Source organism: Olivibacter sp. 47 (genome assembly GCF_030372825.1).
GTDB classification, from domain to species: Bacteria; Bacteroidota; Bacteroidia; order Sphingobacteriales; family Sphingobacteriaceae; genus Olivibacter; species Olivibacter oleidegradans.
Window position 1 is genome coordinate 6,438,765 of record NZ_JAUCNR010000001.1, and the last position, 26,545, is coordinate 6,465,309.

General features: G+C 44.0%; 23 protein-coding genes. 17 read left to right on the forward strand and 6 right to left on the reverse strand.

Going from position 1 to position 26,545, the window contains the following annotated elements; translation table 11 throughout:
- The first annotated feature begins 42 nt into the window (after window positions 1-42).
- The 6 genes from QT327_RS27780 to QT327_RS27805 all read left to right on the forward strand — a co-directional run bounded on the left by QT327_RS27780 (window position 43) and on the right by QT327_RS27805 (window position 4,632).
- Entirely contained in the window at window positions 43-1,347 is a 1,305-nt protein-coding gene (locus QT327_RS27780) for a spondin domain-containing protein (protein WP_149104990.1), read from the forward strand.
- A gap of 66 nt (window positions 1,348-1,413) precedes the next feature.
- A complete protein-coding gene (locus QT327_RS27785) occupies window positions 1,414-1,953 on the forward strand; it encodes a carboxymuconolactone decarboxylase family protein (protein WP_130855065.1) in 540 nt (179 codons plus the stop codon).
- A gap of 28 nt (window positions 1,954-1,981) precedes the next feature.
- Window positions 1,982-2,689, forward strand: coding sequence for a peroxiredoxin-like family protein (locus QT327_RS27790; RefSeq protein WP_289554379.1), 708 nt, complete (start codon window positions 1,982-1,984; stop codon window positions 2,687-2,689).
- Between the two features lies 1 nt (window position 2,690).
- Entirely contained in the window at window positions 2,691-3,152 is a 462-nt protein-coding gene (locus QT327_RS27795; RefSeq protein WP_289554380.1) for a thioredoxin family protein, read from the forward strand.
- 55 nt (window positions 3,153-3,207) lie between these two features.
- Complete coding sequence (locus QT327_RS27800; protein WP_130855062.1) at window positions 3,208-4,059, forward strand: AraC family transcriptional regulator; 852 nt, start codon at window positions 3,208-3,210, stop codon at window positions 4,057-4,059.
- Between the two features lie 12 nt (window positions 4,060-4,071).
- Entirely contained in the window at window positions 4,072-4,632 is a 561-nt protein-coding gene (locus QT327_RS27805; protein WP_289554381.1) for a carboxymuconolactone decarboxylase family protein, read from the forward strand.
- A 34-nt stretch (window positions 4,633-4,666) separates the two neighbouring features.
- On the opposite strand, the gene QT327_RS27810 is transcribed toward QT327_RS27805, so the two are convergent.
- Together QT327_RS27810 and QT327_RS27815 are read right to left on the reverse strand one after the other, a co-directional pair.
- Window positions 4,667-6,184: an acyl-CoA dehydrogenase family protein gene (locus tag QT327_RS27810; protein WP_149104991.1), complete on the reverse strand. Its 1,518-nt coding sequence runs from the start codon at window positions 6,182-6,184 to the stop codon at window positions 4,667-4,669.
- A gap of 98 nt (window positions 6,185-6,282) precedes the next feature.
- Window positions 6,283-7,152 carry a helix-turn-helix domain-containing protein gene (locus QT327_RS27815; RefSeq protein WP_041387937.1) on the reverse strand — a complete coding sequence of 290 codons (870 nt, stop codon included), beginning with the start codon at window positions 7,150-7,152 and terminating at the stop codon, window positions 6,283-6,285.
- Between the two features lie 216 nt (window positions 7,153-7,368).
- Between QT327_RS27815 and QT327_RS27820 the strand changes: the two genes are divergently transcribed.
- The 4 genes from QT327_RS27820 (at window position 7,369) to QT327_RS27835 (ending at window position 12,311) form a co-directional block, all read left to right on the forward strand.
- Window positions 7,369-8,475: an acyltransferase family protein gene (locus QT327_RS27820; RefSeq protein ID WP_149104992.1), complete on the forward strand. Its 1,107-nt coding sequence runs from the start codon at window positions 7,369-7,371 to the stop codon at window positions 8,473-8,475.
- Window positions 8,476-8,754: 279 nt separating this feature from the next.
- The gene (locus QT327_RS27825; RefSeq protein WP_289554382.1) at window positions 8,755-11,217 is read left to right on the forward strand and encodes an ABC transporter permease; all 2,463 of its coding nucleotides are present in this window, start codon (window positions 8,755-8,757) and stop codon (window positions 11,215-11,217) included.
- 123 nt (window positions 11,218-11,340) lie between these two features.
- The gene (locus QT327_RS27830) at window positions 11,341-11,700 is read left to right on the forward strand and encodes a bleomycin resistance protein (protein WP_289554383.1); all 360 of its coding nucleotides are present in this window, start codon (window positions 11,341-11,343) and stop codon (window positions 11,698-11,700) included.
- A gap of 86 nt (window positions 11,701-11,786) precedes the next feature.
- Complete coding sequence (locus tag QT327_RS27835; RefSeq protein WP_130855056.1) at window positions 11,787-12,311, forward strand: DUF2911 domain-containing protein; 525 nt, start codon at window positions 11,787-11,789, stop codon at window positions 12,309-12,311.
- A 416-nt stretch (window positions 12,312-12,727) separates the two neighbouring features.
- Here the strand turns inward: QT327_RS27835 and QT327_RS27840 are convergent, their stop codons facing one another.
- Entirely contained in the window at window positions 12,728-13,978 is a 1,251-nt protein-coding gene (locus QT327_RS27840; protein ID WP_289554384.1) for an SCO family protein, read from the reverse strand.
- A 46-nt stretch (window positions 13,979-14,024) separates the two neighbouring features.
- Window positions 14,025-16,277: a tyrosinase family protein gene (locus QT327_RS27845; protein ID WP_289554385.1), complete on the reverse strand. Its 2,253-nt coding sequence runs from the start codon at window positions 16,275-16,277 to the stop codon at window positions 14,025-14,027.
- A gap of 338 nt (window positions 16,278-16,615) precedes the next feature.
- On the opposite strand from QT327_RS27845, the gene QT327_RS27850 reads away from it, so the two are divergent.
- Together QT327_RS27850 and QT327_RS27855 are read left to right on the forward strand one after the other, a co-directional pair.
- On the forward strand, window positions 16,616-17,371 hold the full coding sequence (locus QT327_RS27850) for a helix-turn-helix domain-containing protein (RefSeq protein ID WP_149104997.1): 756 nt from the start codon (window positions 16,616-16,618) through the stop codon (window positions 17,369-17,371).
- A 24-nt stretch (window positions 17,372-17,395) separates the two neighbouring features.
- Window positions 17,396-18,559 carry an FAD-dependent oxidoreductase gene (locus tag QT327_RS27855; RefSeq protein WP_289554386.1) on the forward strand — a complete coding sequence of 388 codons (1,164 nt, stop codon included), beginning with the start codon at window positions 17,396-17,398 and terminating at the stop codon, window positions 18,557-18,559.
- A 12-nt stretch (window positions 18,560-18,571) separates the two neighbouring features.
- Here QT327_RS27855 and QT327_RS27860 read toward each other — a convergent pair whose 3' ends face one another.
- Window positions 18,572-18,916: a winged helix-turn-helix transcriptional regulator gene (locus tag QT327_RS27860; RefSeq protein WP_013664135.1), complete on the reverse strand. Its 345-nt coding sequence runs from the start codon at window positions 18,914-18,916 to the stop codon at window positions 18,572-18,574.
- 176 nt (window positions 18,917-19,092) lie between these two features.
- Between QT327_RS27860 and QT327_RS27865 the strand changes: the two genes are divergently transcribed.
- The 4 genes from QT327_RS27865 to QT327_RS27880 all read left to right on the forward strand — a co-directional run bounded on the left by QT327_RS27865 (window position 19,093) and on the right by QT327_RS27880 (window position 22,749).
- Window positions 19,093-20,070, forward strand: a complete 978-nt coding sequence (locus QT327_RS27865) for an MBL fold metallo-hydrolase (RefSeq protein WP_289554387.1) — start codon at window positions 19,093-19,095, stop codon at window positions 20,068-20,070.
- An 18-nt stretch (window positions 20,071-20,088) separates the two neighbouring features.
- On the forward strand, window positions 20,089-21,465 hold the full coding sequence (locus tag QT327_RS27870) for a M20/M25/M40 family metallo-hydrolase (RefSeq protein ID WP_289554388.1): 1,377 nt from the start codon (window positions 20,089-20,091) through the stop codon (window positions 21,463-21,465).
- A 24-nt stretch (window positions 21,466-21,489) separates the two neighbouring features.
- Window positions 21,490-21,912 carry a RidA family protein gene (locus tag QT327_RS27875; protein WP_289554389.1) on the forward strand — a complete coding sequence of 141 codons (423 nt, stop codon included), beginning with the start codon at window positions 21,490-21,492 and terminating at the stop codon, window positions 21,910-21,912.
- Window positions 21,913-22,062: 150 nt separating this feature from the next.
- Complete coding sequence (locus QT327_RS27880; protein ID WP_130855048.1) at window positions 22,063-22,749, forward strand: hypothetical protein; 687 nt, start codon at window positions 22,063-22,065, stop codon at window positions 22,747-22,749.
- Here the strand turns inward: QT327_RS27880 and QT327_RS27885 are convergent, their stop codons facing one another.
- A complete protein-coding gene (locus tag QT327_RS27885) occupies window positions 22,750-23,733 on the reverse strand; it encodes a nucleoside hydrolase (protein WP_289554390.1) in 984 nt (327 codons plus the stop codon). It abuts the gene before it with no gap.
- Between the two features lie 324 nt (window positions 23,734-24,057).
- Between QT327_RS27885 and QT327_RS27890 the strand changes: the two genes are divergently transcribed.
- Window positions 24,058-26,439, forward strand: a complete 2,382-nt coding sequence (locus QT327_RS27890; RefSeq protein WP_289554391.1) for an ABC transporter permease — start codon at window positions 24,058-24,060, stop codon at window positions 26,437-26,439.
- The last annotated feature ends 106 nt before the right edge of the window (window positions 26,440-26,545 follow it).

A 26,545-nucleotide genomic window follows, 5' to 3' on the forward strand; every position in this document is an offset into this window, starting at 1 on the left:
CTCCAATCTACCTTTGTTTTGTTAACATTAAAGACATTGATTATGGAACACAAAAAATTAGTATGGTTATCACTAGTAGCTTTGCCGATCCTGTTTGCGGCTTGCGACAAAGATGACGACAAGGGGTCACAAATGGGAGTACCCTCTACCATCACGGTAGAAAACGTATTAGATTCTCGCCCCTTGGTTGAATCTGGAACATTTCAAAATGAAGGTTCTGCGCCGGTGATTATGCCTGGAGAATCCCTATCCTTCCAATTCTCAGCAGCAAAAGGGCAAGCGCTCACCTTTGCCACCATGTACGGCTGGTCCAATGATTTATTCTTTGCACCCGAAAATCCGGGCATTACCCTTTACAAAGAAGACGGCACCCCGATTGAAGGCGATGTATCTGACCAGATCAAGCTATGGGATAACGGTACCCGTATCAATCAGGTACCCGGTGCTTCCGTAAGTCATCCCGGTACCGCAGAAACAGCTACTCAAAATATCACCGAAGTTGCGGGCACCGATGCACAGGGTAACACTTATGCTGCCGCCTCGGCTCTGATGAATGTCAGTCTGCATTATGAAGGTAATTCAACCTTTACGCTCACCATCAACAATACCTCCGGAAACACCAACAACCCAACCCCCTTCAGTCCAGGTGTATGGGCAATTTCCTACATTGCCGGAGGCGATCTTTTAAGTCCGACACCCTTGTATGAATCCGGTAAACCAAGCGCGAATGGTTTAACAAACATTGCAGAGATGGGCGACAACAGCGTGCTCGGCGAATATATCCAAAGTCAAACCGGCATTTTCACCCCCTTATCGCCAATATTGGTCGTCGTATACAAGGATATAGACAATCCCATTTACAAAGTCGGCGAAAACGATCGCGGACAAGGTTTAAAAGAGCTTGCCCAACAAGGAGATGCCAGCATATTGGCCGATCATCTCAAAACAGTTGAGGGTGTAAAAGCCGTTTACGTTTTACCGGCTGCCAATTCAACGGTGTTGTTACCAAAAGTAGGAGAACAGGCAGGAAGCAGTGTCTCGCAACAATTGAGTATCGCCGAAGGAGATCGGCTGGCAATTGCCACGATGTATGGACTATCGAACGATTGGTTCTTCGCCAGTAAAGATAATGGTGTAGATGCTACTCAAAAAGGAGATATCTCTACCACAATAGGCTTATTCGATAACGGGACGGCCGTCAATCAATTCCCCGGAGCCGGTATCACCCAGTTCAATTTGGCAGGTACCCCGCTGGAAGAAAGCGAGCCTATTCAAGAAGTGCCCAATCCCAATGCATTTACCACATTACCCGCAATCAATCATATTATCAAAGTAACGCTCCAATAAATCAATGCTTAGTGCGATGGGTGAGCTTGTAGCAATGCATCTCGCCCATCATTAAAAATAATAAAAATGAAAAATGCATTCCATGTTTTAACAAAAGAAGAAGTCTCCGAAAGAAATAAAAAGCTCTTCGAGAAGATGGAAAAATCCTTCGGTAAAATCCCCAATCTCTACAATGTAATGGCTTATTCTGAACATGCATTAGAAGCTTATCTCACCTTGGAAGATAGTTCCACCTCTCTTAGCCCTCGAGAAGTAGAGGCTGTCAATCTGGTAGTAAGTCAGGTGAATAATTGCATTTACTGCCTCAGCGCCCACACCCTCATTGCACGGTCAACAGGCATTGGAGAAAATGCGGCCCTGGCCATTAGGGGTGGAACTATTCCTTCCGATCCGAAATTAGATGCCCTGGTAAAGCTCGCCAAAGAGATCACTGAAAAAAAGGGGCAGATTGACCGTAAGCTGTTGACCGCCTTTTTTGAAGCAGGTTATACCAAAGAAAACCTCGTTGATTTAATCATGTTAATTGGTGATAGAACAATCAGCAATTTACTACATGCCGTAACCGAGGTGCCTGTCGACTTTCCCTTGGCCAAAGAACTCGTATAAATAAAGTAGAACGCTATTTAACTTACAAATGAAAAAGAAGAATACAACAGGAAAGTCTTTCCGTTTGATCTATAAAGTGACTCTTTTGTCGATGATGAGTGCAATCATAGCAACGCATACCTTCGGTCAAAATTCGATGCAGGGCGATGAGAAAATGATGAAAAAGGAGGGGACGGATTTGATGTATAAGGCTCCTGAGTCACCCGAAGATATCAGCCCGTTACTGACAGGCGAAACAATCCCGGCGATCACACTGAAAGATGTTTCCGGTAAAGACTTCGAACTCCATCAGATGGTAGCGACTAAACCCACCATACTTGTTTTCTATCGAGGTGGCTGGTGCCCGTACTGTAGCAAACAACTCGCCGCGTTGCAAGAATTAATGCCCGAGTTGGAAAAAATGGGTTATCAGTTAATTGCAATTAGCACGGACAGTCCGGAAGGATTACAGGCATCTGCAACAGAAAAGCATCTGGGTTATACCCTACTTTCCGATGCCGATTTAAATGCATCCAAGCAATTCGGATTAGCTTTTAAGGCTCCGAAAGCGTATTGGGAAATGTTGCCCAAAACCACCGGTGGTATGGATCAAGAGCTCCTATTACCCGTACCTTCCGTCTTTATCCTCGATAAAAGTGGCAAAATACACTATGAGTACATTAATCCCGATTTCAAGCAAAGGCTCAGTACAGAACTATTAAAAGCTGTAACACAAACCCTCTATAAAGAACTATAACATGAAGAACATAAAAATATGTTTAAGCAGTATCCTGATCATCCCTTTTTGCTTGCTATTGCCAGCCAAGCTCGATGCTCAAATGAAAGAAAAAGCGATGACAACGGAAAGCGAAATCCGGTTTACAGGAGGTAAATGGAAAGATGTAATGGCAAGAGCCAAAAAGAGTGGTCAATATATCTTCGTTGACGCTTATACCTCATGGTGCGCACCTTGTAAACTGTTGAAATCAAAAACCTTCAAAGAGGCCCATGCGGCAAGTTATTACAATACCAATTACATTAACTACCGTATTGACATGGAAAAAGGAGAAGGACCGAAATTAGCCGAAAAGTGGCAGGTAAGTGCCTATCCTACCTTGCTCTTCTTCAGCCCCGAAGGTAAGTTGCTTATGCGGCAAGTGGGCTTTGTTACCGGTGATAAACTCGTTGACTTCGGAAAACAAGCAAAAACAAAAAGCTAGGAAAGAAATTTTGGCATGATAATCCATAGATTTGATAAAAATTGAGCGGTAGACAATGATCAGTGAATACATCGAAAACAGAACATTGGGTCGGTTTGTCATGCATAGCAACAACCGACTGCTCGCAGGGAAGGGCATACGGGAAGGGAACCCCGTCCCTATCAATACATTCGTTTATAATCGCGGAGAATCCCAGCGCGTGATCATCGATGAAATTGAATACATTATGCCCCAAACCTGTATCCTACCCTTGGTAGCCAATCAACACTTTCGGTTTGAACATCCGGAAAATCTAGTTGCTTGGCAATTCAATCGCGAGTTTTATTGCATCGTAGATCATGACGCAGAAGTAGGTTGCGTCGGCTTTCTCTTCTACGGCATTCAGCATCCCATGTTTATTCGATTGGAGCCGGAAGAGGTGAGCGAAATGGAGCATCTAGCGGATGTCTTTTCCCGTGAATTAAAGGTCCGGGATAATTTTCAGGGCGAAATGCTACGGACGCTGCTCAAACGCGTCATCATTAAGGTGACCCGTATTGCCAAGCAACAGCATGAAAGCTATCAGCTGAATCCGGACGAAAAGATGGATATCGTGCGGAAATTTTCCCTTCTCTTGGAAGCAAATTTCAAAACCGAACACGAGGTAAAGTTTTATGCTGCCCTGCTGAATAAATCACCCAAAACCTTAAGTAATGTATTTGCCTTGTTAAAACAGTCGGCCCCCTCAGTTCTTATACGTAACAGAATCATCCTGGAAGCCAAACGCTACCTCCATTATACCGATCGGTCGGCCAAAGAAATTGCCTATGAGCTCGGTTTCGAAAGCCCCGCCCATTTTAGCAAATATTTCAAACAACATACCGGGCATAATATTTCCGAATTCAGAACAACCGAAGAGCGTGATTAAAAGAGCCAAGCTATGATAACTATTGAGATGCCCCTCATACAGGCGATCAGTGAGGAAAATAGAAATTATATTCGATATTTTGATGAAAAACTCGGGCACGTGCCAAACCTCTATCTATCCATGATGCATTCGAATCATGCCTTTCGAAACTTTCATGGTCGGAAAACCAGTCTTTCTTTAAAAGAACGTGAAGCCATTAGCCTCGTCATGGCCCAGCTGAACAATTCGCTTTATTGCCTCAGCGCCCATACCATGATTGCCAAACTGAATGGATTTAGTGAGGAGGAAATTATGCAATTACGTGACGGAAAAGCAAATTTCGACACCAAACTTGCTACGCTCGCCCGTTTGGTAAAAAGTATGGCAGTACGCAAAGGTAAAAATATCACCAATGAACTAAATGCCTTCTTCGATGCGGGCTATACGAAAGAGCATCTATTAGATGTCCTAGAAACCATAGGAGAAAGTTATATGAGCAACTTCATGGCAAAAACGATGCAAGTGCCGCTTGATTTTCCAGAGGCACCTGTACTTAAAAAAAATGACGAAGATGAAAATGACGATATTGCATGAATTCTCTCTGCCTTGATTTCGAACCGGACCAGCCTTAAACGAAATCGGCCCAAGCCGCATCCTCTTCATAATCAATCACCGGTACGGCATCATTATTAGCGGTCAGTTGTCCGATCAACATATTCAAATCCATCCCCATATGCTTTTGCGTAATATCAACCAATTCACGGTTAAATCCGGCATCCTGCAACACCACCACCATCTGGAAACAGATTACCCGCGCAATGATCCGGCCAAGCGTTACCAAATCTCGCTTTTTAGGTTGCTCGGGAAAGCTAAAATCTAAACATCCGGCAAAATAAGGGGCAGCCTGTGCCGTCAGTTCATAGCCCTTCAAATAGCGTAGCAGATTCGACTCTTTATTTTTCCGCATCAGTTTGGCAACCGATTCAGCCACTTGTGTATAGAGCATTTCATTCGAACCTTCAAAAATCTGGAAAGGTCGGCTATCCACTACTGCTCTACCCGCTATATGATCCAAGCGGTAACCATTGGCCCCGGCCAGTTGCAGTGCTATCTGTGCCGACTCCTGCATTAAGTCGGTCACCAATGCCTTCACACTGTTCGCATCCACGCCGTTGCCCGAAACATCCTGTTCAATCGAGCTAACTTTAGAACTGTATGAGCACATGGCCGAACAGATCGTGTAGGCGGCCTGAATACGCGATAGCTGAAATTGCACCGCATCCAATTCGTACAAACGCTGGCCTGCAACTACCCTCGTTTTGCAGTGCAGCAACGATTCATCCAGCAATCGTTTAATAAAGCCCATACCCATGCCCGGAAACTGCAATCGACTGCGATGCAAGGTATCCAGCATCAACTTAAGCCCTGTACTTTCCGGAAGCAGACGCTGCGTAGCCGGCACTTCCACATCAATAAGGTTCAAGCCATAAGGAATAGCATATAGGCCTAAGCTGTTATAACGCTCTTTCACGTCGATCTGCTGTTCAGCAAGCGCATTATCAGTGAAGAAAAAGTCGATATCCCGAACCAACTCGCCCTGTTCATTTTTTTTCCGTGCCGCTACCAACCAAAAGTCAGCTGCGCCCGTTAAACCCTGCCAATGTTTTTCGCCCTTAATTCGATAACCGTTTGCTTCTTCCTGATAAAAAGTTTGCATATTAAGTGCATCACTACCATAATCCGGTTCCGTAATCATCAAACCTCCCATCGCCTTGTTTTCCAAAAATCGCCTAAAAACCCGTTCCTGTGCAGCCACATGGCCATATTTTGCAAAAGGCTCCAAAAACAGGGCAATATTAATCCCAAAAATAAGCGAGAGCGATAAGGACTCATAAGACGCTGCAGACAATACGCTCAAACACTCCTTCACCTTCATGCCACGGCCACCATAGTTTTCGGGAATAGCCACGGCAAGCGGTTGCATATCCATAATTTCACTTAAAAAACCAGGTGGCAGTCCCCTTTTCAAACTGAGGGCATTATAGTCATGTTCAGTGTTAAACAAGCTGGCTAAACGCTTCCTGAACGAATTTATAAAGATGTTAAAATTTTGCACTTCACGGGTAATCTCTGCGGTATTGATCATAGGTATATGTTTTATTACAATGAACTCACACAAAGCTACCGATCAGAAACCCAAAAGCCTGTTTGATTCTGTGCAAGGATTAGGACAAATCGTGCATATTATTTTTTTATGGACTGGCGGTATTCGCTAGGTGACATACCTACCAATTTTTTGAACACCCGCGAGAAGTAAGACGGATCCTGAAAATCCAGTTCATAACAGATATCCGACACGCTTTTGCTCGATTCCAATAACAAAAGCTGTGCGTGCATTACCAACACTTCCAGAATAAGCTGTTTCGATGACTTATTGTACACCATGGAGACACATCGATTTAAATAGTTGGCCGATATAGCAAGCTTGTCGGTATAAAAACCAATCTGTTTCTGTTTCCGGCAATGCTTATGCACCAGTTGCTTAAACAGCGTAGCAATCTCTTGGATTCGGCTGAGGCTATGGTTTGATGCAGAAAGTTTAATAGTTTTCAGCAACAGGGATTTCAACAAGCTTTCGGCCAGCTCTTTATAAGGTTCACGCGTATGTAGCTCTTCGTAAAGCAGTTGGAAAAGTTGGTGGAGCCTCGTACTTTCCTCATCCGTTAAATTCACAAGCGGTGAAATGGTAAAGATGTTCAGAATCTCCTGTTCCCGAAAGATGGAGGTCATCGCACTATCGTTTATCAAGACACAATGGCCCTTTGCCGATGGATCGACTGATTTGATGGCGGCGATGTTGCCATAAGTACTGATAAGGATCGCCGGTGCTTTCACTGTATATACCTTAGATCCAACCTGATGTGCAAAAGAACCCGCGGTGATATGCACCAGCAGATTATAACCAAAAAGGATGGGTGGTACCGGGATCTTGATATACGGCGCAATTTCGCTGAGGCGGAACACCTTTACCGGCGAATGCTGGTAACGCAGGTGGTCCATGTTACCCACCATAAATCGTTCTACAAACTCATCTGCATTTACCGGCTTCTCCATAGCTGATACAAACTTATATAAAGCAGGCCTTTTGTGCAATCCCCTAATCATTCAAATTAGACAAACGGTTGCGTTCCCAAAATAGTTGTTTACATTAAATACTTTTTTAGCATTGTAAGTATTAATACCAAAAGCCAATTACAAACGCTACTGTAACAAGGTAGTATATCAGGTACTCGCAATCTTCATGTTTTGCAGAAAAGAAGCCAAAATCAGATGGAAGAAAAAAAAGTTCAAACACGGATTCTATCGCTCGATGTCATGCGCGGGCTCATTATGATCTTATTGGCCGCGGAAAGTTGCGAGCTCTATACGGCCTTATCCTCAACCTATTCAAGCGGATGGCCACAGGGTATCATACATCATTTTTTTCATCACGAGTGGCATGGGCTCTATTTTTGGGATCTGGTGCAGCCCGCCTTTATGTTCATTGCCGGTACCTCACTGTATCTGTCCTTTCAACGTAAACAAGCCGCTGGTGTCAGCTGGTCAGCGCACTTTAAAAGCGTTGCTTGGCGTTCGGCAAAGCTTTTCCTTTGTGGCGTTGCCTTGCATTGCGTGTACAGTGGCAAACTCGTTTGGGAACTCTGGAACGTACTAACCCAATTGGCTTTTACAACGATCATCGCTTATCTGATCATCCGTTGGTCTTTTCTTCAGCAACTGCTATTCAGTCTTTTTTTGCTGCTGCTTACCGATATCCTTTATCGTTTTACCACCATACCGGGATATGATCAGCCTTTCGTATTGGGGAAAAACTTCGGCACTTACATCGATATGCTCGTAATGGGCAAAGATAACGATGGTGGTTGGGTAACCATCAACTTCATCCCAACCGCCGCCCATACCATTTGGGGTGTCCTTGCAGGAAAAGTCCTATCAAGCGTCTCCAACGATGTGGCAAAAAGCAAGCAATTAATCCTTGCTTCCCTAAGCTGTCTGCTCATAGGTTATATGCTAGATTGGACGTTGCTCAGCCCTATCATCAAACGCATCAGCACGCCCGGTTTTGTATTCGTTTCCGGTGGTTATATATTGGCCATACTTGCCTTCTTCCGGTGGTTGATTGATGTCAAAGGATACCAATCAGGTGCCTGGATTTTCGTGGTGGTTGGTATGAACCCCATTTTCATCTATCTATTTTTTGAAACCGTCGGCAAGCAATGGTTCAATGGCATCGTGCATCTATTTGTCGGCGGGGGGCTTCACCTCCTCGGTTTATCGGCTGATCCAACGGCTATCCTTGTTGCTATTGCTACCCTGTTTTGCGAATGGTATTTGTGCTATTGGCTTTATCAGAAACGTATCTTTTTTAAATTATAGTTTTCTTTTATCAACCTGCGATGTGTTACCTCTTGCTGCTTTACAAAAACACGTACGACTTTTTGTTGTACAGCACATTTTATGTAGGAGTTTAACCTTCATGACGCACAGAAGCTGTTTTTATGATCAACGCAAGTTGTAACAATAACGAACACTTTCCTGTTCGCTATCGTTACAATTACCGCATCTCAAAATCGCTATAATACACTAATAATAAGTAATATAACTGTTTGGAACAAAGATTGAAGTGTGGAAATCACTTGTTTAAATTGTATTAATATGTTTAAGAATTATTTTAAGATAGCCGGTCGCAACCTCCTTCGCAATAAGGGCTACGCAGCCATCAATATTATTGGCTTGGCTGTGGGTATTGCCGTTTGCATGCTGATTTTTATCATTATACAATTTCAGACGAGCTTCGATAATTTTCATACCAAAAAAGATCGTATCTATCGTGTATTAACTGAATATCCCCACACAGATGCAGCCAGTGTATCGTATGGAAAAGGCGTTCCCTTTCCGCTGCCCAAAGGATTACGGACAACCTTCCCCGAATTAGAACAGGTGGCACCGATCTATGCAAGCCATAATGATCAGTTACAGGTATTAGACGTAAACGGAAATCCGGTGAAGAGTTTTAAAGAGCAGAGTGGTGTGTTTTATACAACCCCCTCGTTCTTCAACATCTTTGATTTTCCGCTACTTGCCGGTTCGTATGCGTCCCTGAAAGATCCGAACCATGTATTACTTACCAAAGAGATTGCAGAAAAATACTTCGGTGATTGGAAGACAGCCATCGGCAAAAGTCTCAAAATAATCGTATCGTATCGCGTCGGCGCAGGCTTGTTTCAATCCCCACCGGTCGCACTGAAAGTTTCCGGCATCCTCGCCAATATACCCGCTAATACAGATTTCCAGCTAAAGCTCGTCATTGCCTTCGGAACGGATTTTACCGGCGATGAACAATACGGATTGCAGATTCCTGATTGGAAGGCCACAGCACCTGAATTTGGTTGCTACGTTCTATTGCCTCCTCATATAGCCGCCGACAATTTTAATCGGCAATTAAGTGATTACGCACAAAAGGTGCAAGCGCCCGATCATAAGGACAGCTACCTTATACAACCGTTGGATGCCGTGCATTATGATACACAAACAGGCAATTATAGCAACAAAACCATCAGTCGCGAACTGATCAATGTATTGTGGTTAATCGCTGCATTTATTCTGTTAATTGCCTGCGTCAATTTTATCAATCTTTCTACTGCCCAAGCGGTAAACCGTGCCAAAGAAGTCGGCGTAAGAAAGGTTTTAGGTAGCAATAAATCGCAGTTGCAAATCCAATTCATCGTTGAAACCTTTTTGATCGTTAGCTTCGCTGTCGTACTTGCAAGCCTTATCAGCGTACTGGCCCTGTCATCTATCAACCAATTGCTTGAACTTTCCCTGCCATTTAATATACTCGGCAGCCCTTCTGTTATCTTATTTCTCCTAACGGTAACCCTATTGGTAACTGCGCTGGCAGGATTTTATCCTTCGCTGGTATTGTCCCGCTTTAATCCGGTTAATGCCTTAAAGAGCAAACTTACGGCAAGTACCACAAAGGGCATTTCACTGAGACGAGCGCTCGTTGTGTTTCAATTTATCATTGCACAGGCACTGATCATCGGCACATTGGTCATTGTGAAGCAGATGAATTTTTTCATGAATCAGCCTTTGGGTTTCGATAAAGAAGCTATTGTAAACATTCCGTTCCGCCCCGATAGCACCGGCACCAAATTAACGGATTATTTAAGGCAGCAATTATTGTCTGTAAATGGTGTGCAGGCGGTAAGTTTCAGCTCCCATACACCGGCTGAAAATGATAATGATTTATGGACCGAACTAAAATTTGACCATGCAATCAAAGAGGCAGGCTTCCAGGCCATAACCAAGTTCGTCGATAATGAATATGTGCCCGCTTATCAATTACAGCTGATAGCGGGAAGAAACTTGCAAGCCTCCGGCATGACAAGGGAATTCCTGGTGAACGAAGCGCTGGTAAAAAGTTTGGGCTTAAAAAGTCCCGAAGAAATATTGGGTAAAGAAATAAGCATGTTTGGCGACGTCATAAAATGCCCTGTTGTTGGTGTAGTGAAAGATTTTAACGATCGGTCTTTTCACCACCATCTTGCGCCTTTACTTATGGCAACAAACAGCACCATGTACCGTCAGGCAGGAATAAAGCTAACAACCTCCAATATTTCATCCACCATGCAAGCGATCAAAAAAATATGGGAGCAGGCATTTCCGGATTATGTTTATGAATATAAGTTTCTCGACGAAAAAATTGGAGGCTTTTACAAACAGGAAAATCAATTAGCTGTCCTATATAAAATTTTTGCCGCTATTGCCATCTTCCTGAGCTGTTTAGGCCTATATGGTTTAGCCTCCTTTATGGCCGTGCAGCGAATCAAGGAAGTAGGTATCCGTAAAGTACTGGGAGCCAGTACAGGTAACATTGTTTATTTGTTTTCAAAGGAATTTATCGTACTGATTGCTATCGCCTTTGCTATAGCTACTCCCATCGCCTGGTACTATATGCACCAATGGCTGCAGGATTATGCCTATCGAATCCATGTTAGTTGGTGGCTGTTTGCCATTGGCGGATTGACGGCCGTAGTTATAGCCCTTGTAACCATCAGCTTTCAGGCAATCAAAGCGGCCGTTGCCAATCCGGTAAAAAGCTTGAGGAGTGAATAGTATCTGAGATAGGTTATAAGTTATAAGCTTTAAGTTGTACGCTTTTACTTTGTTTATCGAGGCAAGTTATCGTATCTTGCAGGTATAAACCCGATGTATCAACGGACGCAAAAAACTACCATTATGCTAACGGATATAAACCCAAAGTTGCCGATGCGGAACAAAGCCGCGACAAAAGATTATTACCTTAAGGAACTCGGTTTCGAGGAATTCGGCAGTGCCGACTATCCTGATTATTTAATGATTGAGAAGGATCATATACAAATTCATTTCTTTTTGTTTGAAGAACTGGATCCTAAAACGAATTACGGACAGGTTTATATCCGAACAGACAATATTGAAGAATTATATGAATCTCTTCTGGCCAATAAAGTAAGTATACATCCTCTAGCACCCTTGCAAACCAAGCCCTGGGGACAGAAAGAATTTTCATTGCTGGATCCCGATAATAATCTGCTAACATTTGGACAAAGCTCATCCTAGCAAGCCCTTTATGTAATCATTAGACACCACCATTAGCTTAAATAAAAATTAATCCTATATTAGTATCATACATAAAAAATATCTTCATGAAATCTAGTATCCATTCAGGTGTTCAGCGAATATTCGCTATCCTTTTCATTCTGACCAATGTCAGCTTAATTGCCTGCGCTCAAAGTCCTAAAAAAAGCGCGGAAGGTAAAATCGGCGGTGCAACCGTATCCATACAGTACAGCAGCCCAAGTGTTAAGGGGAGAACCATATGGGGAGAACTGGTGCCCTATGACAAAATCTGGCGCGCAGGGGCTAATGCCGCTACGGTTTTTACAACCGATAAGGACCTAAAAGTAGAAGGTAAAAAACTACCCGCCGGAAGCTACAGCTTATTTGCCATCCCGGGCAAATCATCATGGACGATCATTTTCAACTCACAGACCGGGCAACCCGGCACCAAAAAGGGTGGCGAGGCGAACTTAGATCGTGCCAATGATGTGTTGACCGTTACCGTTAAACCGGTAAGCAATACCATGACGGAGGCTCTGACGTATGAAGTCAACAGTGACGGAATCGCCCTGATATGGGAGAAAGTAAAGGTTCCGGTAAAAATAAAATAATAAGAGAAAGGGATATCGCTTAGTTTTTCATCCCAACCCCAAACGTAATGGCATGTCTACTTTCGTACTCAGGAAATAGTAGACTTGCCATCTACATTGGCCAGTAGTCAATCAAGCGCAAGATGTCAGCCTATTCTCGATTTCAATTTAAGGTAAACGTGATGAGGCAAAGCGTTTAGAACCGCGCTTAAAAAAAGCAAAGTTAGTCCAATAATCAATGCGAGTTTCGTCGGCATAAAATATCCAAAAGTTACAACTATCGCGGATCCGACGACACATAAATACAACGGAAAAAAGCTATTTCTTTGCACACCCATTCTATATAGTGCAAACATATTGATTGCCATCGCGACTACAAGTAAGGGAAAATAAATTTAACATAAGGCATAAACTGCATGCCAGCTATCCAAACATGCTCAAATAAGCGGCAAAGCAAAAGGGCATTTTGGAAGGAGCATAATAAATAACGGAACAAGCACTGAGGTTACGCCTTTAAATCCATCCTTAACAGTGGAAAGCCATCGAGCTCCCGCATTATCTGCTGAAAGAGCCATGCTTCTTAAATGACCGATGATGTTTGTATTATCCATTTCACCTCGTTGAAACCCCTTTACAATCCGGCCATTTTTATCCAATATGTAAAGTTCGATTACATGGCGATTTACTGCTTCGCCAGTATAGTTAACGCCTAACTCAAAATAATCTTTCACTAGATTTATATCCGGTACCGCCCTAAACATTTGCATGTTCTTGTTGAATACAATCCCTCTCGATACTCCATAATTTTTAATCCGATAAGAAAGGTCATAAAAAGAATCATAACTTATGGCTAAAAGCGCAACACTTTGGCCCCAACTTTCCTTCATCAATTGTCGTTGGATTGCCGCTAAGTTTGTAATGGTTAGCGAACACTTAAGCGGGTTATCACATCTAGTATAAAAAAAAGCCACCAATGTGGGCCGCCCATCAGTAAAATCGTGGAGGTGGGCCTGACGGCCGTCCTGATTCTCAAGCACGATCTCCCTAAACATCCTGACACCTCTTTTTTTACTCAACGATAAATTTAGATCTGCTCCAAGAAATGAAGGAATGTTACCACAGCAATCTTCTATCGGAGTATTGTCATTTTCAATTATTTTTATGGTTTCGCCTATAGCGGTGACAACCTTCAGGCTTAGCTTATTGTCGCCATTGGCGGCAAGGGTTCTAAGTGTGGGCAGGCATGTTTTCGCGTAAGCACCCAACCATTTCATGGTACTCAGAATTTCTGCAACGGCCGTTGTTTTGTTGTCTAAAGGCCATTGTTGATAATAGTGATCAAATGAAAAATAGTTGTCAAAAAATTTGACATTTTGAAGGGCTTTTAACAAATAGTCGGCCATCACAGGGCGCTTTTTTTCAGCTTTTCTTAAAGCTAGTGAAGCGGCAGCCACCAGATAAGCTTCTCTACTTGATGACAATTCTTCATAGACAAAAATTAGCGCACTGTCCGGTAAACCTTTTAAGAAGAATGAGTACAAAACATAACCTCTCATTCGGGTAACCGCATTTGCACTTTTATTTCTATAAACAACATGTTCTTCTTTCAATAAAGACGTCAGCTGCCGATAGGGTTTGGATGAACTTCTAAGTTCATCCACCCGTTGCCTAAATATAGATTCTTCCATGACCTATTCACGATAGAAATTGCAATAATGCCGTTTATTCGTTTACCTACCGCTCGGGTTCTTCATCCCTGTTTTCCAAGAACGAAGTAATTCCTGCTGCTAGCTCCTTTGGTAAATTAGGAAGGTCCTTCTTCACTTGATCCAAAAACTTTTCATCCGGTTTACCGCTTACTGCCCAATGATGACTCAAGACATTGAAACTTATTGCACGTATGTTCTCGCTTTCATCACCATCAAGCACCGCTTTTTGGGCGAGTTCAAGGAAATCCTCGGGTGACTGCTGTTTTAATGCCAGTAAGCTATTCTTCCGGACATCAAAAAGCTCTTTTCTATCACTGAACACGCTCCGCGACAATTCCTTTGCCTGCGGGTCGCCGGCGAGTAAATAAAGTGCTTCTGCACGACTGTTATCATTACTTGAGGTTTTTACGATTTTCTGTAGTAGTGGATAAATGCCAGCGTGGATGTCATAACCTAAAAAATGTACAGCCATCTCCTCCGAGACAACGGCTTCTTCGTGATTTTGAAGCCCATTGATCAATGTTCGTTGAAGGAATTCATCGTTCGATTTAGCAAGATAAGCAATGGCATCTCTACGGATTTCGTGATCATAATCGTTTATCAGGCCCCTAAATGCCTGAATGATCTCCGGTTGCAAAGCAGGAAAAACAGGTGACGTGAAACTCATTGTTTCAATGGTTCTCAACGCCTCTTTTCTTAAATCCAATGGCTCTCTTTTGTCCGTCAACAAGCTTAGCACATATTTTATCAAGTTTTCGTCCAGCGAAATCGCTTCCAATAATTTAACCAAAGCCAATACTCTGATGCCCGTTTCATTTTTCCTATTTCTGAGGATTTCAATTGCTTTTTTTATGCTTTCAGGGTCTGTTAACATATCCATATTATTTAAGAAAGCCATCAGATCATTTGTATCGGTTGATTTTAGAAAAGATTCCAGGGCGCGACGGTTTTGATCTTTCGCCTTTTTAATATCTGCTTTTAGGCTTTCCGCTGCCCCTGCTTTTTCTGTAGACATGGCTGATATATTCTGGGGAACTACCGTATTGACAAAGTGAATGGCATCGTAATCAAAATAAAGACTTTTGTTAGTAAGCCTACCCTGATAATCAATCGTATCGATAACTTTAGGTGTCGGTCCCGGATAATTGGTAAATACCGAAGCGATAAACGGGCCACCAGGCGCTGTAGGCGGGCGCTGTCCGCCGGTAACCCCATTCCAAGGCCACATGGTATCGTCCAAGTAGTCACCAATTCTTGGGTTTGGCGATCTATTGGTTTCCGGGCTGTAAGCATTTATATTAGTTGAATCGTAAAGCGTGTTACCGGTACCCAAGCTTTGCCATTCTGCCCAGATACGGTCGACATTCGCATGTATCATGAAAAACAAAGGATCACGAGGAGCAGTAGGTGCAAAATTTACAGGCCCCGTGAAAGATGTATGAGCGGAGCCATGTGGGTTACCTTCCATGCTCGCAAATTGCCGGAAGCCAGGCAATCTGCCAAGTGTAGTACTTCGCGCTTCAACATTTGCACGACTTTGTTGCGCGTTGAATCGCGGTATTCTCGCCAAAGGTGGCAAATTATTGATATACCAGTTGTTGAGGGGATTATTAACAGAAAATTGCAATTCACCTACTGTCGAACTTGTGGGGACCCCCATAAAATCAAGGGTGAAAACATTTGGTGCCGGCGCCTGAAAATCCCAATAAGGAATCATGACACTTTTATCAAATTCGTGTAAGTGCCTTTCTAAATCAAGGAGATACATCCGGTGCCAGGGTAAAAAGGCCGCTCGGTTATGAATTTGACTATTCGCTGCTTCATTATGCATATCAAGGAAGCTCTGATAATTACCCGACAGCAAAACGTTGACAAAAGCATTTAAAAATTTATCACGCTCTATAGTTGTCAGCGAGTTTGCATTCTTCCGCACTCTAACTGTGAATTTAATAATGCGAACAGATTGGTCATTGTGCTTGAAATTGATAGCGGCATCATTGTATTGCGTACTTGGAACATCCGGCTTACCAGCAATATAATAACTAACCGTAGCCCCATCTCCAGGAACCTGTAATGTTAATGTTTCGCTTACAGGTGAGCTAAGATTGGGGTAAAACACTAATTGGCCACCCGTTAAAGGATCGTTATTGCTGAGCACAATAGTCACAGGGAGGCCACCCGGCACACCGTCCGACAACCGCAATGTACATTGCGCAGGTGTGTATCCAACGTAAAAGGGCCCTTGTTTTTTTCCGTTGATGGCAAATTCTAAAATCATAATACAGGCTTTTAATTATTGATTTTATTGATTATTATTCTCTGACTTACAGCTAGTTAAAGTAAGAATTATTTGTCGATAAATCTATAAAATTTGAGAGTTGTACGTATTATGAGAATTCCTTACTGAAGAATCTTAACAAACGAAAGGTAACTGAGAAAAGATATATAAAACGGAACAAAAATACACTAAAAGAAGCGAAACAGCTCACATAAAAAAGTATAGCTAAGATACTAAAAAATCAATTACTTCAAATTAAAAGAGCTGTATAATTTCCGCCTTGTTTATTATTTTCGTACCTATAAAAAAGAATTTGCACTAGCAATCAAAACGGAACAGTGGATCAGCACTTTCATTACAAATTTGTGGATCCGGAAAAGGCCCTTGCCGATTTCGTAGAAAGTATTGGCTTCTTTCATAATCCGGCCCGGCAGCCAAAAGAAGTGGTTGTATTACCCGACGGACGGGTCGATTTATTTTTCACACAAACGGCATCCGCCCCTTTTCGGGTGATGTTGATGGGTTTGGAAACCTTTCCTGAACAAAGAAGCGTTCCTCCCCAAATGCGCACGTTCGTTATCAGCTTTAAACCCTTAGCCGTTGAATATATCTTACAGAAGCCCATCGCCGATTTTTTGAACAGTGCCCAAGATCTACCCGCTGATTTTTGGCATTTTAATGCGGATGACTTCAAAGATTTTGACACCTTTTATAAAAAAGCATCTCAAACCCTTCGAGCATTTCTTCCCGAGAAAATTGACGCAAGAAAACAAAAGCTCTTCGAGCTAATCTACGCCACCAAGGGCGAAATGAGCGTTAAAGAACTTTCTGAGAACGTAGGCTGGAGCAGTCGGCAAATCAATCGGTATTTCCAACATCAATTCGGCCTTCCGCTAAAAGCCTATTGCAACATCCTTCGTTTCAGGACCTCCCTAGCACATATTGCACAGGGCAAGCTATTTCCCGAGCTCAACTTTACAGACCAAAACCATTTTATCAAAGAGATTAAAAAATTCGCCGGCGTAGTTCCCAAAGAACTGTCCAAAAACCAAAACGACCGATTTGTACTATTATCCGTTTTAAAACAGCAATAATTTTGTGCCATTAAATACAATGGTATGGAACTGAATAACAAGCAAATTGCTATTGTTGGCGGTGGCCCCGGCGGGCTCACTTTAGCTCGGCTACTACAGCTAAAAGGCGCCAATGTAAACGTATATGAAAGAGATTTCGACAAAAATGCCCGCGTACAGGGCGCACCGCTCGACTTGCATGAAGACGCCGGATTGGCGGCTTTGCGTAAAGCAGAGTTATTGGATGCGTTTAAAAAGAATTTCCTTCGCGGGGCAGATAAAAAGGTCATCACCAATGCCCATGCCGAAATCCTCTTTAGCGATCACGACGCCAAACCCGAAGAGAATTTCGGTGCGGATTATTTCCGTCCGGAGATAGACCGCGGCCCGCTAAGAAATCTATTGCTCACATCGTTAAAACCCCAAACGGTTGTGTGGAATAGCCATTTTATTTCCATGGAGACGGAAGGCGAAGGCTGGCGGCTACATTTCAAAAATGGGATCTCCGTTTATGCCGATATTGTGATTGCTGCCGACGGCGCCAATTCAAAAATTCGCCCTTACATCACCGAGATCAAACCTTTCTATTCAGGCATTGTCATGCTAGAAGGCAATATACACAAGGCAAAAGAAACAACGCCTGCTATGGCAGCCTTATTCAATGGCGGCAAAGTAATGGCTTTCGGCAACGGTAAGTGTATATTGGGCGGTCAAAAAGGCAATGGCGACCTGGGTTTTTACGCCAGCTTCAAAGCCGATGAGCAATGGCCGCAAAATTGTGGTTTGGATTATAACGATACGAGCCGGATGCTGGATTGGTTTAAAAAGGAATATCCCGGATGGAGTGCTATTTGGAATGAACTCTTCGAAAATGCTGTGCCCCCTTTCATTCCGCGGCCTATCTATTGCATGCCTTTAAACCAGCACTGGGAAACCAAAACCAACCTTACCATGCTGGGCGATGCCGCACACGTGATGCCGCCATTTGCCGGTGAAGGGGTTAACATGGCCATGCGTGATGCCCTGGAGCTGAGTGAATGCTTAACATCCGGCAAATTCAGCACCCTGCAAGCAGCCCTCTCGTTTTACGAAGCGAATATGCGCAAACGAGCCTCAAAAGCCGCTCGGGAGTCGCTCGAAAATGGTGAGACGATGCATTCCGAGCATGCATTGGAAAAAATGTTAGCTTTCTTTAGCGGGCACAGGTAACTAGAAAAAGCATCAAAGTGCTTCAACCGGTTGGTTTTGTAATAATTCAGTGCCCCATTGGTCTATCACCTTTATTACCGGAATCAATGATTCTCCAAAATCCGTTAGAAAATATTCCACCTTCGGCGGCAATTCAGGATATACTACCCGTCTGATAACACCACGCTCTTCCAGCTCTTTTAATTGCTGGTTGAGCACTTTTCTGGTGGCCAGCGGATTGAGTCGTTGCAATTGGCTGGGCCGCCTGTTTCCGTTCATGATGTTAAAAATAAGGCAGGGCTTCCACTTCCCACCTATAATATCCATGGTTGCTGCCACGCCACAATCTATATTTTTTGGAATCTTACGTTCGTACATAGCCTGCTGGTATTTATATACAAAGGTAAAACAATTTGTTATTTTATAGCCATAGGTACTTTTTTGTACCTATGCTACAATCAAGTACGTACTTGTTTATCAGATCCTACGACCCTAGATTTGCATTCTAATTCTTGCGCGCAGAATTCAACTTTTTAATTTAAACAGCATTAACAATGAAGATTAAACGTTCAAAACTCCTATTCGGCACCTTATTCAGCCTCTTTGTAGGCATTCATGCCGAGCTGCCCGCACAACAAAGATCCCCTTACTTAAAGCAGCCCAGTAGCTACGAAATGGTATTGGGCGACGTTAAAATCACCGCACTCTCAGATGGCAGTGTCAATCAAGTTCTTAAAGACCTGTTGATAAACACTACCGATGAAGAAATTGACCACCTTACTGCTGAGAACTTTCAAACCGACGAAAACGAAGCGTCTGTAAACGCCTATTTATTTAAATTAGATAACAAACTGATGATGGTAGATGCCGGAACGGCAGATTTATACGGACCGTCTTTAGGCTTTCTACCCCGCAACCTTTTGAAAGCAGGTTATGATCCGAAGCAAATTGATGTGATTCTGGTGACGCATATTCATACCGATCATACCGGTGGACTGATGGATGGCGACAAAATGGTTTTCCCCAATGCTACGGTATATGTCAGCAAACCCGAACTGGACTTTTGGTTAGGCGAGGAAAGTTATAAAAACGCTCCGGCCGATAAGAAAGTATATTTCGAGCAAGCGCGGGAAAGAATCCTGCCCTATTTGAACGCGGGAAAGGTCAAAACCTTTGCGTTTGGGAAAGAATTATTTCCAGGTCTGACGCCTGTAGCTGCTCAAGGACATACGCCAGGGCATACCTTTTATCAGCTAATCAGCAAAAATGAAAAAATCATGTTCTGGGGTGATCTATTGCATTCTGCCGCCGTACAATTCCCCAATCCTGAAGTAAGAATTGTTTACGACATCAATCCAGAGCAGGCTGCAATGACACGTAAAAAGGCTTTCGCCGATGCCGCTCAACATAAATACTGGATTGCGGCAGATCACCTCTCCTATCCAGGTATTGGCCATATCAAAAAGGAAGGAAATGGTTATCGCTGGTATCCCATCAACTATACAATCGACCCAACAGGCAAGGGACAGTAAAACAAAAAAATGAGACACATGAAGTATTGGATTTGCGTTGCCGCTGTTTTTCTTCTTTTCAGGAATCTTTCAGCCCAAACGACGCACGAAGACAAAAAAGCAACGATTGCACATTTTTTCAATGAGTCGCTAACAAATGCGCCTATACCGGCCCATCTGCACGATTTAACCAAACAGATCGGCCACCGGATTTCCGGCTCACCACAGGCAGAAGCAGCCGTGCACTGGATCAAGATGCAGCTGGAAGCATTAAGGCCCGACAGCGTCTATTTACAAGCCGTTAACATTCCGGTATGGAAAAGAGGCCCAAAAGAGAAGGCTTTCATCCAAACGGCCGGTCATAGCTTGCAACAAATGCAGGTACTCGCCCTTGGTGGATCGGTGGCCACCAAGGGCACCTTGCGTGCCGAAGTTGTGGAGGTAAAATCATGGGCGGAATTGTCGGCCTTACCGGCCGATAAAGTAAAAGGCAAATTTGTTTTCTACAACCGCGCTATGGATCCCACTAAAATAGATCCATTTGAAGCCTACCTAGAAGCTGTTGATCAGCGCTCCATAGGCGCCATTGAAGCTGCCAAAAAAGGGGCTGTAGGCGCCTTAGTGCGTTCACTAACACTTGCCAAGGATGATTATCCACATACCGGCGCCATGCAGTATGCGAATGGAATCAGCAAAATCCCGGCTGCCGCACTCGGCACACGCAGCGCCGACCTACTGAGCCAAAAGCTTAAAGACCGTCCCGCGCTCCGATTCTCTTTAGAGATGCACTGCAGCACCTTGCCCGAGATTGTTTCGAACAATGTCATTGCCGAAATAACCGGGGCCGAATTCCCGGATGAATTCATCACCATCGGTGCACATATTGATTCGTGGGATGTAGGCGAAGGTGCCAGCGACGATGCCACGGGTATTGTACAGACCATCGAGGCGCTGCGCTTATTTAAAACCTTAGCGTCCAAACCCAAACGAAGCATTCGCTTTATCTTCTATATGAACGAGGAATCCGGTGCCCATGGCGGCAGTAAATATGCGTCTGCGGCAAGAGAAAATGAGGAGAAACACCTTGCATCCATCGAGTCTGACGCCGGCGGCTTTCAACCGGTTGGATTTCGTATTGATGGCGACCCACAAGCCGTGGATCAGATCACGGCTTATAGTTCGCTTTTATCCCAATATGGCATGGGACGTATCCTTCCGAAGCATAGAGGCGTAGACATTGTCGCCATGAAAGATTTATCCAGGGTATTACTGAGTTTAGATTGTGAATCGCATCGGCTGTTTGACATTCACCATAGCGAATTAGACACCCTTGATAAGCTCAATTACAGGGAAGTGACCTTAGGAGCGGTGGCCATGACCGTGATGGCCTTCCTGATAAGCGAGTACGGTTTGTAAAAAACAATAAAATGATTTATCTCCATGAAAACTAACATCTTAACAACCTGTTTAGCGCTATGTTACAGCGTCATATGCTTGCAACTAAGTGCACAAACAAAAACAGACGAAGTGCTAAAGCCCTATAGCGATTACGTGGTGCAGCAAGGAGTCGTCTATACATCCGGCCTATTAGGCTTAGACGCGGCAGGCCGCATCCCGCCAACATTCGAACAAGAAGTGCTCCAGCTATTTGGCAATTTAGATCAGGTGCTAAGCACGGCCAACAGCAGTAAAGAAAAGATTTTCAGCGTAACGGTTTATTTGAGCAGCATGACTCACTTCAACACCTTCAATCGGCTATATACTGCTCATTTCAAAGCACCCTACCCGGTGCGGACTTGTATAGCCGTACAAGAACTTGCCAGAAACGCACACATTGAAATAAGTGCCATGGCAAGGTTGTAGTCTTCATAAACCCTTTTTACTCCATCTACCTACGCTTCCGGAAAGTATTCAATTACTTTCCGTTTGATATCCTAGGTCAATTCGCGCCGGCTTACTTGTAGCGCTTTCCATCTTCTTCCCGTTTTCTTTATAAACCCCTAAATCAAGGTCATGAAAAAAATACACCTAGCCTGCGCCCTGTTTCTCGGTATCTTATTCGTTATCGGTTGCGAGAAAGAAGAAACTGAAAACCCCATCATTGTAGAGCCCCAACAATGGAGAGAAATCGCTAAAGACAGCATTAGCAGCGGCCTCGTAGAAGGCTTTACCATTGGCGCCAATGCTACCGAGGCCTATCAGGTCGTACAGCAACGCTTGCAAAGCCATACCCCCAACGTGCAAGTAGTATCCAACATCTATCATAAAATGGAAGACATAGCCGGAAAAATCGGCTTATACAATGCCTTACTCTTTGATGAAGAAAAGGGCACCGGCACCGGCGTTCAGCTTTATTTTGAAGACGACCGCATCAAGTCCATTTATACTAATGATGGCAAGCAGCTTAACAGCTGGCCCAACAACAATTTTTCGCCCATGCGTGTTAACGTGGGTATGGAAGTTAGCCGCGTCTATCCGCAATTATTAGCACTTAGCAGTATCAACCAGTACGCGCGTAAATTCCAGCGCATTTCCCTATTCTCCAAAAATACCAACAAAGATTTTGACCCGGCTATGGCTCGATCACCCCAATGGTATTTTGCCCATAGCGAAGCCGATGGCAAACAAAAGCGTGTTCATCTCTATTTTGAAGAAGGTAAACTGTTATCTGTGGTTACCGGTATCTACGCGCCTTATTAGCTACGGCATCATCAAATCTTCAATCTTTTTCGCCATTTCATTATAGGGATATTTATGCGAAAGGAAATAATGCTCGGCCTTTCCGTTGGGGTTCCAAACATTATTACCTTTTTCGTCAACTACAAACTGCCCCGGACCATTTACATAGAAGTAGTCTTCCGGATTCCGTATCGCACACAACACCGCTGTTTGATCCCAGGAGGGTCTGCTTTTTTCGCCTTCCTTGGTGTAGGTCCGGAGATTATAAGCATAGGCCCAGGCCACCGGATTCTCCTCGGTGTTTTCCTGTGCTACACGACCGCCGGTAAAGAGCTCTTTACCGATTTCAAAGCCGCTGAACAATATCGGACTTGGCCAGTGCCTAAAAGCCTCATAAGAAGCTGATGCATCTTTCATTACATTAAACTCAGCACCTTGTGGGAAGCTACCGGCCATGGCAACCAGCTTTTTTACCTTTTGTTTTACCAGCTCCACGCCGTTAAGTGGCGAAAACTGATCAGGTTTCGATTGCAACAGCGCTTTCAGGTTCGACAGAAAGCCGACGGTAACAATCGTTACACTATGATCCTGCTGACCGGCCAATACTTTCCTGTATACTTCAATAGCCGAAGGATAACGCTTTCCTTGCAAAGAAGGATCAAAGCGCTTGATCAGCGAATCGTTCCAGTGATTACCCGCTTCAATTGCCGGTGCATCTGCAGCGGCCATCCCAACCGGGATATCCGGCCTTTTAAAATACCGATTAAACAATTCAATAGTCGGTGCTATCGATGCATGGCTATCACTGGCAACGGTCGCCAATATTTCGCACTCGCCCTTCGCCGCCAAATGATGTAAGATTGCAATAGCGCCCACATCATCGTAATCCGGCCCCATATCCGTATCGAAGATTAGTTTTGGAATTTTGCTCGTTCGCTCTTGTGCTTGCATCTGCATACTACTTAGCATCACCCATGCGGCGAACATATAAATGGCCTTTTTCATAATTTTGTTTGTTTTAAAAGTATAAAAAATCCTTTTAATCTTTATACCGAAACAAAAAATCCGCCACTATCCGCCCTCCTATAGGCTTCTATCCGTATTGGGCTCAAAATAATCGTTATTTTCATCAAATACTTTCAACTAACCTAACAACATTAGCGATTCGTCCGGATACGAACAGCACCTGTTCAAAATCGAACACTTACTCAAGCATACTTTCAATTAACAACAACATAATCAATAAGTTATACTTTTGGCGTAGTTGCTGATGTATTTTGAGCAGCATACTGGCAAAAAACCAATACTCTGTTTCAAAATATAAACGCGATGATCAAAAATTATCTCAAAACCGCTTGGCGCAACTTAGCAAAAAGCAAAGGATACAGCGCCATTAACATCGGTGGCCTCGCAGTGGGTATGGCCGTCGTGATGTTGATTGGGTTATGGGTATATGATGAACTGACATTCAATACCTATCATAAGAATTATGATCGCATCGCGCAGGTGATGCAGCACGCCAACTTTAACGGCAAAATAGGTACCCAAACTGCCAATCCTGCTTTGATGGGCCCGGAATTACGGGCTAAATACGGAAGCGATTTTAAATATGTAGTACAGGCGTCCTGGAATTTCAATCCGCTGCTCTCCATCGGTGATAAACGTATCAACCAAGAAGGTATCTACTTTGAAAAAGATGCCCCCGACATGCTGAGCCTCCACATGCTGAAAGGAAGCCGGGCGGGCCTGCACGATCCGCATTCCATTCTGCTCTCAGCCTCGGCTGCAGAAGCCCTATTTGGCGATGAAGATCCCATGGGCAAAACCATAACCTTAGATCGCAGCCAACAAGTAAAAGTAACCGGCGTATACGACGATCTCCCCAGCAACAGCTCCTTTGCCAATGTGAAAGTTATCCTACCCTGGTCTTTATGGCTGATCCAAAACCCCTGGGCCAGCCAAATGGAACAGCCCTGGAGCAGCAACTTCAGTCAAACTTTCGTGCAGATTACCGAGAAAGGAGATATGGAAAGCATCTCTTCGAAAATCAAAAACGTGAAAATGGATAATGTAAGGGACGAGGATCAAAAAGCCGAGTGGGTAGTTTTCCTGCAGCCTATGTCCAAATGGAATTTATATAATGAGTTCCGTAACGGGGTAAACACCGGTGGAGGTATCCGTTATGTACGACTGTTTGGCCTTATTGGCGGCTTTGTATTGATATTAGCCTGCATTAATTTTATGAACCTCGCCACTGCGCGGAGCGAAAAACAGGCGAAGGAAGTCGGCATCCGCAAAACTGTTGGTTCCCATCGTTGGCAGCTCATTGGAAGGTTCTTCGCCGAGTCGTATATCACCGTGCTGATTGCTTTTGTTTTATCGCTACTGTTGGTCGTGTTATTTTTACCGGCCTTCAATGAAGTCGCGGGCAAGAAAATCGGCCTCCCCTGGCTCAATCCCATATTCTGGACGGCAAGCTTGGTTTTTGTTTTTATTACCGGCCTACTGGCCGGCAGCTATCCGGCTTTCTACCTATCCTCCTTCCAACCGCTGAAAGTGTTGAAAGGAACCTTCAAAGTCGGCCGTTTTGCATCGGTTCCCCGCAGGGTGTTGGTCGTTATCCAATTCACGGTATCCGTCATGCTCATTATTGGCACCATTATCGTCTACCAACAAATTCAGCACGCCAAAGCCCGGCCCGTTGGTTACACCAAAAACGGCTTAGTAAACTTGTCCTTCCAAAACGAGCTGCGGAAACATTTCGAGGCATTCCGGACCGAATTAAAGAATTCCGGTGCCATTGAGGAGATGGCCGGAGCCGTTCCTGTTACGGGTGTATGGAACAGCAATGGCGGCTTTGAGTGGGAAGGCAAAGACCCCGATCTAGCTACCGACTTCCCGAATAACTCCGTATCATACGACTTTGGCAAAACCATACAATGGAAGATAAAAGCGGGGAGGGATTTTTCACGAGATATGGCTACCGATTCATCTGCCTTTATCATCAACGAATCGGCCGCCCGATTTATGGGCCTTAAAGATCCCGTAGGAAAAACGATTCGGCAAGGTGACGACCGCTTTACCGTTATAGGCGTAGTTGACGACATCTTGCAAGAATCGCCTTTCTTCCCCGTGCGGCCAACCTTTTATCACCTCGACACGTACGACGCAATGGTAAACATTGTCTTAAGGTTAAATCCAAAACAGAACCCCAGCCAATCCATCAGCACCATTGAAAATATTTGGAAGAAATACGTGGATGATGTTCCCTTTGAGTATTCATTTGTCGATGAAGCTTTTGGCGACAAGTTCAAAACAGAAGAACGCATCGGCAAGTTATCTTCTTATTTCGCTGTACTTGCCATCTTCATTTCCTGCCTCGGACTGTTCGGCATGGCCAGCTTTGTGGCAGAGCAACGGACCAAAGAGATCGGCATCCGAAAAGTATTAGGTGCCAGCGTCGCAAATTTACTGCGTCTGCTTTCAAAAGAGTTTGTACTGTTGGTTACCATTTCCTGCATCATCGCGGTGCCCGTGGCTTGGTATTATCTTGGCCAATGGCTTAGCAATTATGACTATCGGGTAGAGATCAGCTGGCTCGTGTTTATCGCCGCTGCCGTACTGGCACTCATTATCACGCTTTTCACAGTTGGTTTCCAAGCAATTAAAGCAGCAACCGCCAATCCGGTGAGGAGCTTACGAAATGAGTAGACGATTTATATGCAAGTATATTTTTCACATTTCACTTTTGCAAGAACTACAATAGTTGATTTCTATGCAAATTCAAAATTTATTCTATGTAATTTCAAAGTTTAGT

Excerpts from the sequence above, each read along its gene's own strand:
- QT327_RS27780 (WP_149104990.1), top strand. The coding sequence starts at position 43 with ATGGAACACAAAAAATTAGTATGGTTATCACTAGTAGCTTTGCCGATC.
- QT327_RS27785 (WP_130855065.1), top strand. The coding sequence starts at position 1,414 with ATGAAAAATGCATTCCATGTTTTAACAAAAGAAGAAGTCTCCGAAAGA.
- QT327_RS27790 (WP_289554379.1), top strand. The coding sequence starts at position 1,982 with ATGAAAAAGAAGAATACAACAGGAAAGTCTTTCCGTTTGATCTATAAA.
- QT327_RS27795 (WP_289554380.1), top strand. The coding sequence starts at position 2,691 with ATGAAGAACATAAAAATATGTTTAAGCAGTATCCTGATCATCCCTTTT.
- QT327_RS27800 (WP_130855062.1), top strand. The coding sequence starts at position 3,208 with ATGATCAGTGAATACATCGAAAACAGAACATTGGGTCGGTTTGTCATG.
- QT327_RS27805 (WP_289554381.1), top strand. The coding sequence starts at position 4,072 with ATGATAACTATTGAGATGCCCCTCATACAGGCGATCAGTGAGGAAAAT.
- QT327_RS27810 (WP_149104991.1), bottom strand. The coding sequence starts at position 6,184 with ATGATCAATACCGCAGAGATTACCCGTGAAGTGCAAAATTTTAACATC.
- QT327_RS27815 (WP_041387937.1), bottom strand. The coding sequence starts at position 7,152 with ATGGAGAAGCCGGTAAATGCAGATGAGTTTGTAGAACGATTTATGGTG.
- QT327_RS27820 (WP_149104992.1), top strand. The coding sequence starts at position 7,369 with ATGGAAGAAAAAAAAGTTCAAACACGGATTCTATCGCTCGATGTCATG.
- QT327_RS27825 (WP_289554382.1), top strand. The coding sequence starts at position 8,755 with ATGTTTAAGAATTATTTTAAGATAGCCGGTCGCAACCTCCTTCGCAAT.
- QT327_RS27830 (WP_289554383.1), top strand. The coding sequence starts at position 11,341 with ATGCTAACGGATATAAACCCAAAGTTGCCGATGCGGAACAAAGCCGCG.
- QT327_RS27835 (WP_130855056.1), top strand. The coding sequence starts at position 11,787 with ATGAAATCTAGTATCCATTCAGGTGTTCAGCGAATATTCGCTATCCTT.
- QT327_RS27840 (WP_289554384.1), bottom strand. The coding sequence starts at position 13,978 with ATGGAAGAATCTATATTTAGGCAACGGGTGGATGAACTTAGAAGTTCA.
- QT327_RS27845 (WP_289554385.1), bottom strand. The coding sequence starts at position 16,277 with ATGATTTTAGAATTTGCCATCAACGGAAAAAAACAAGGGCCCTTTTAC.
- QT327_RS27855 (WP_289554386.1), top strand. The coding sequence starts at position 17,396 with ATGGAACTGAATAACAAGCAAATTGCTATTGTTGGCGGTGGCCCCGGC.
- QT327_RS27860 (WP_013664135.1), bottom strand. The coding sequence starts at position 18,916 with ATGTACGAACGTAAGATTCCAAAAAATATAGATTGTGGCGTGGCAGCA.
- QT327_RS27865 (WP_289554387.1), top strand. The coding sequence starts at position 19,093 with ATGAAGATTAAACGTTCAAAACTCCTATTCGGCACCTTATTCAGCCTC.
- QT327_RS27870 (WP_289554388.1), top strand. The coding sequence starts at position 20,089 with ATGAAGTATTGGATTTGCGTTGCCGCTGTTTTTCTTCTTTTCAGGAAT.
- QT327_RS27875 (WP_289554389.1), top strand. The coding sequence starts at position 21,490 with ATGAAAACTAACATCTTAACAACCTGTTTAGCGCTATGTTACAGCGTC.
- QT327_RS27880 (WP_130855048.1), top strand. The coding sequence starts at position 22,063 with ATGAAAAAAATACACCTAGCCTGCGCCCTGTTTCTCGGTATCTTATTC.
- QT327_RS27885 (WP_289554390.1), bottom strand. The coding sequence starts at position 23,733 with ATGAAAAAGGCCATTTATATGTTCGCCGCATGGGTGATGCTAAGTAGT.
- QT327_RS27890 (WP_289554391.1), top strand. The coding sequence starts at position 24,058 with ATGATCAAAAATTATCTCAAAACCGCTTGGCGCAACTTAGCAAAAAGC.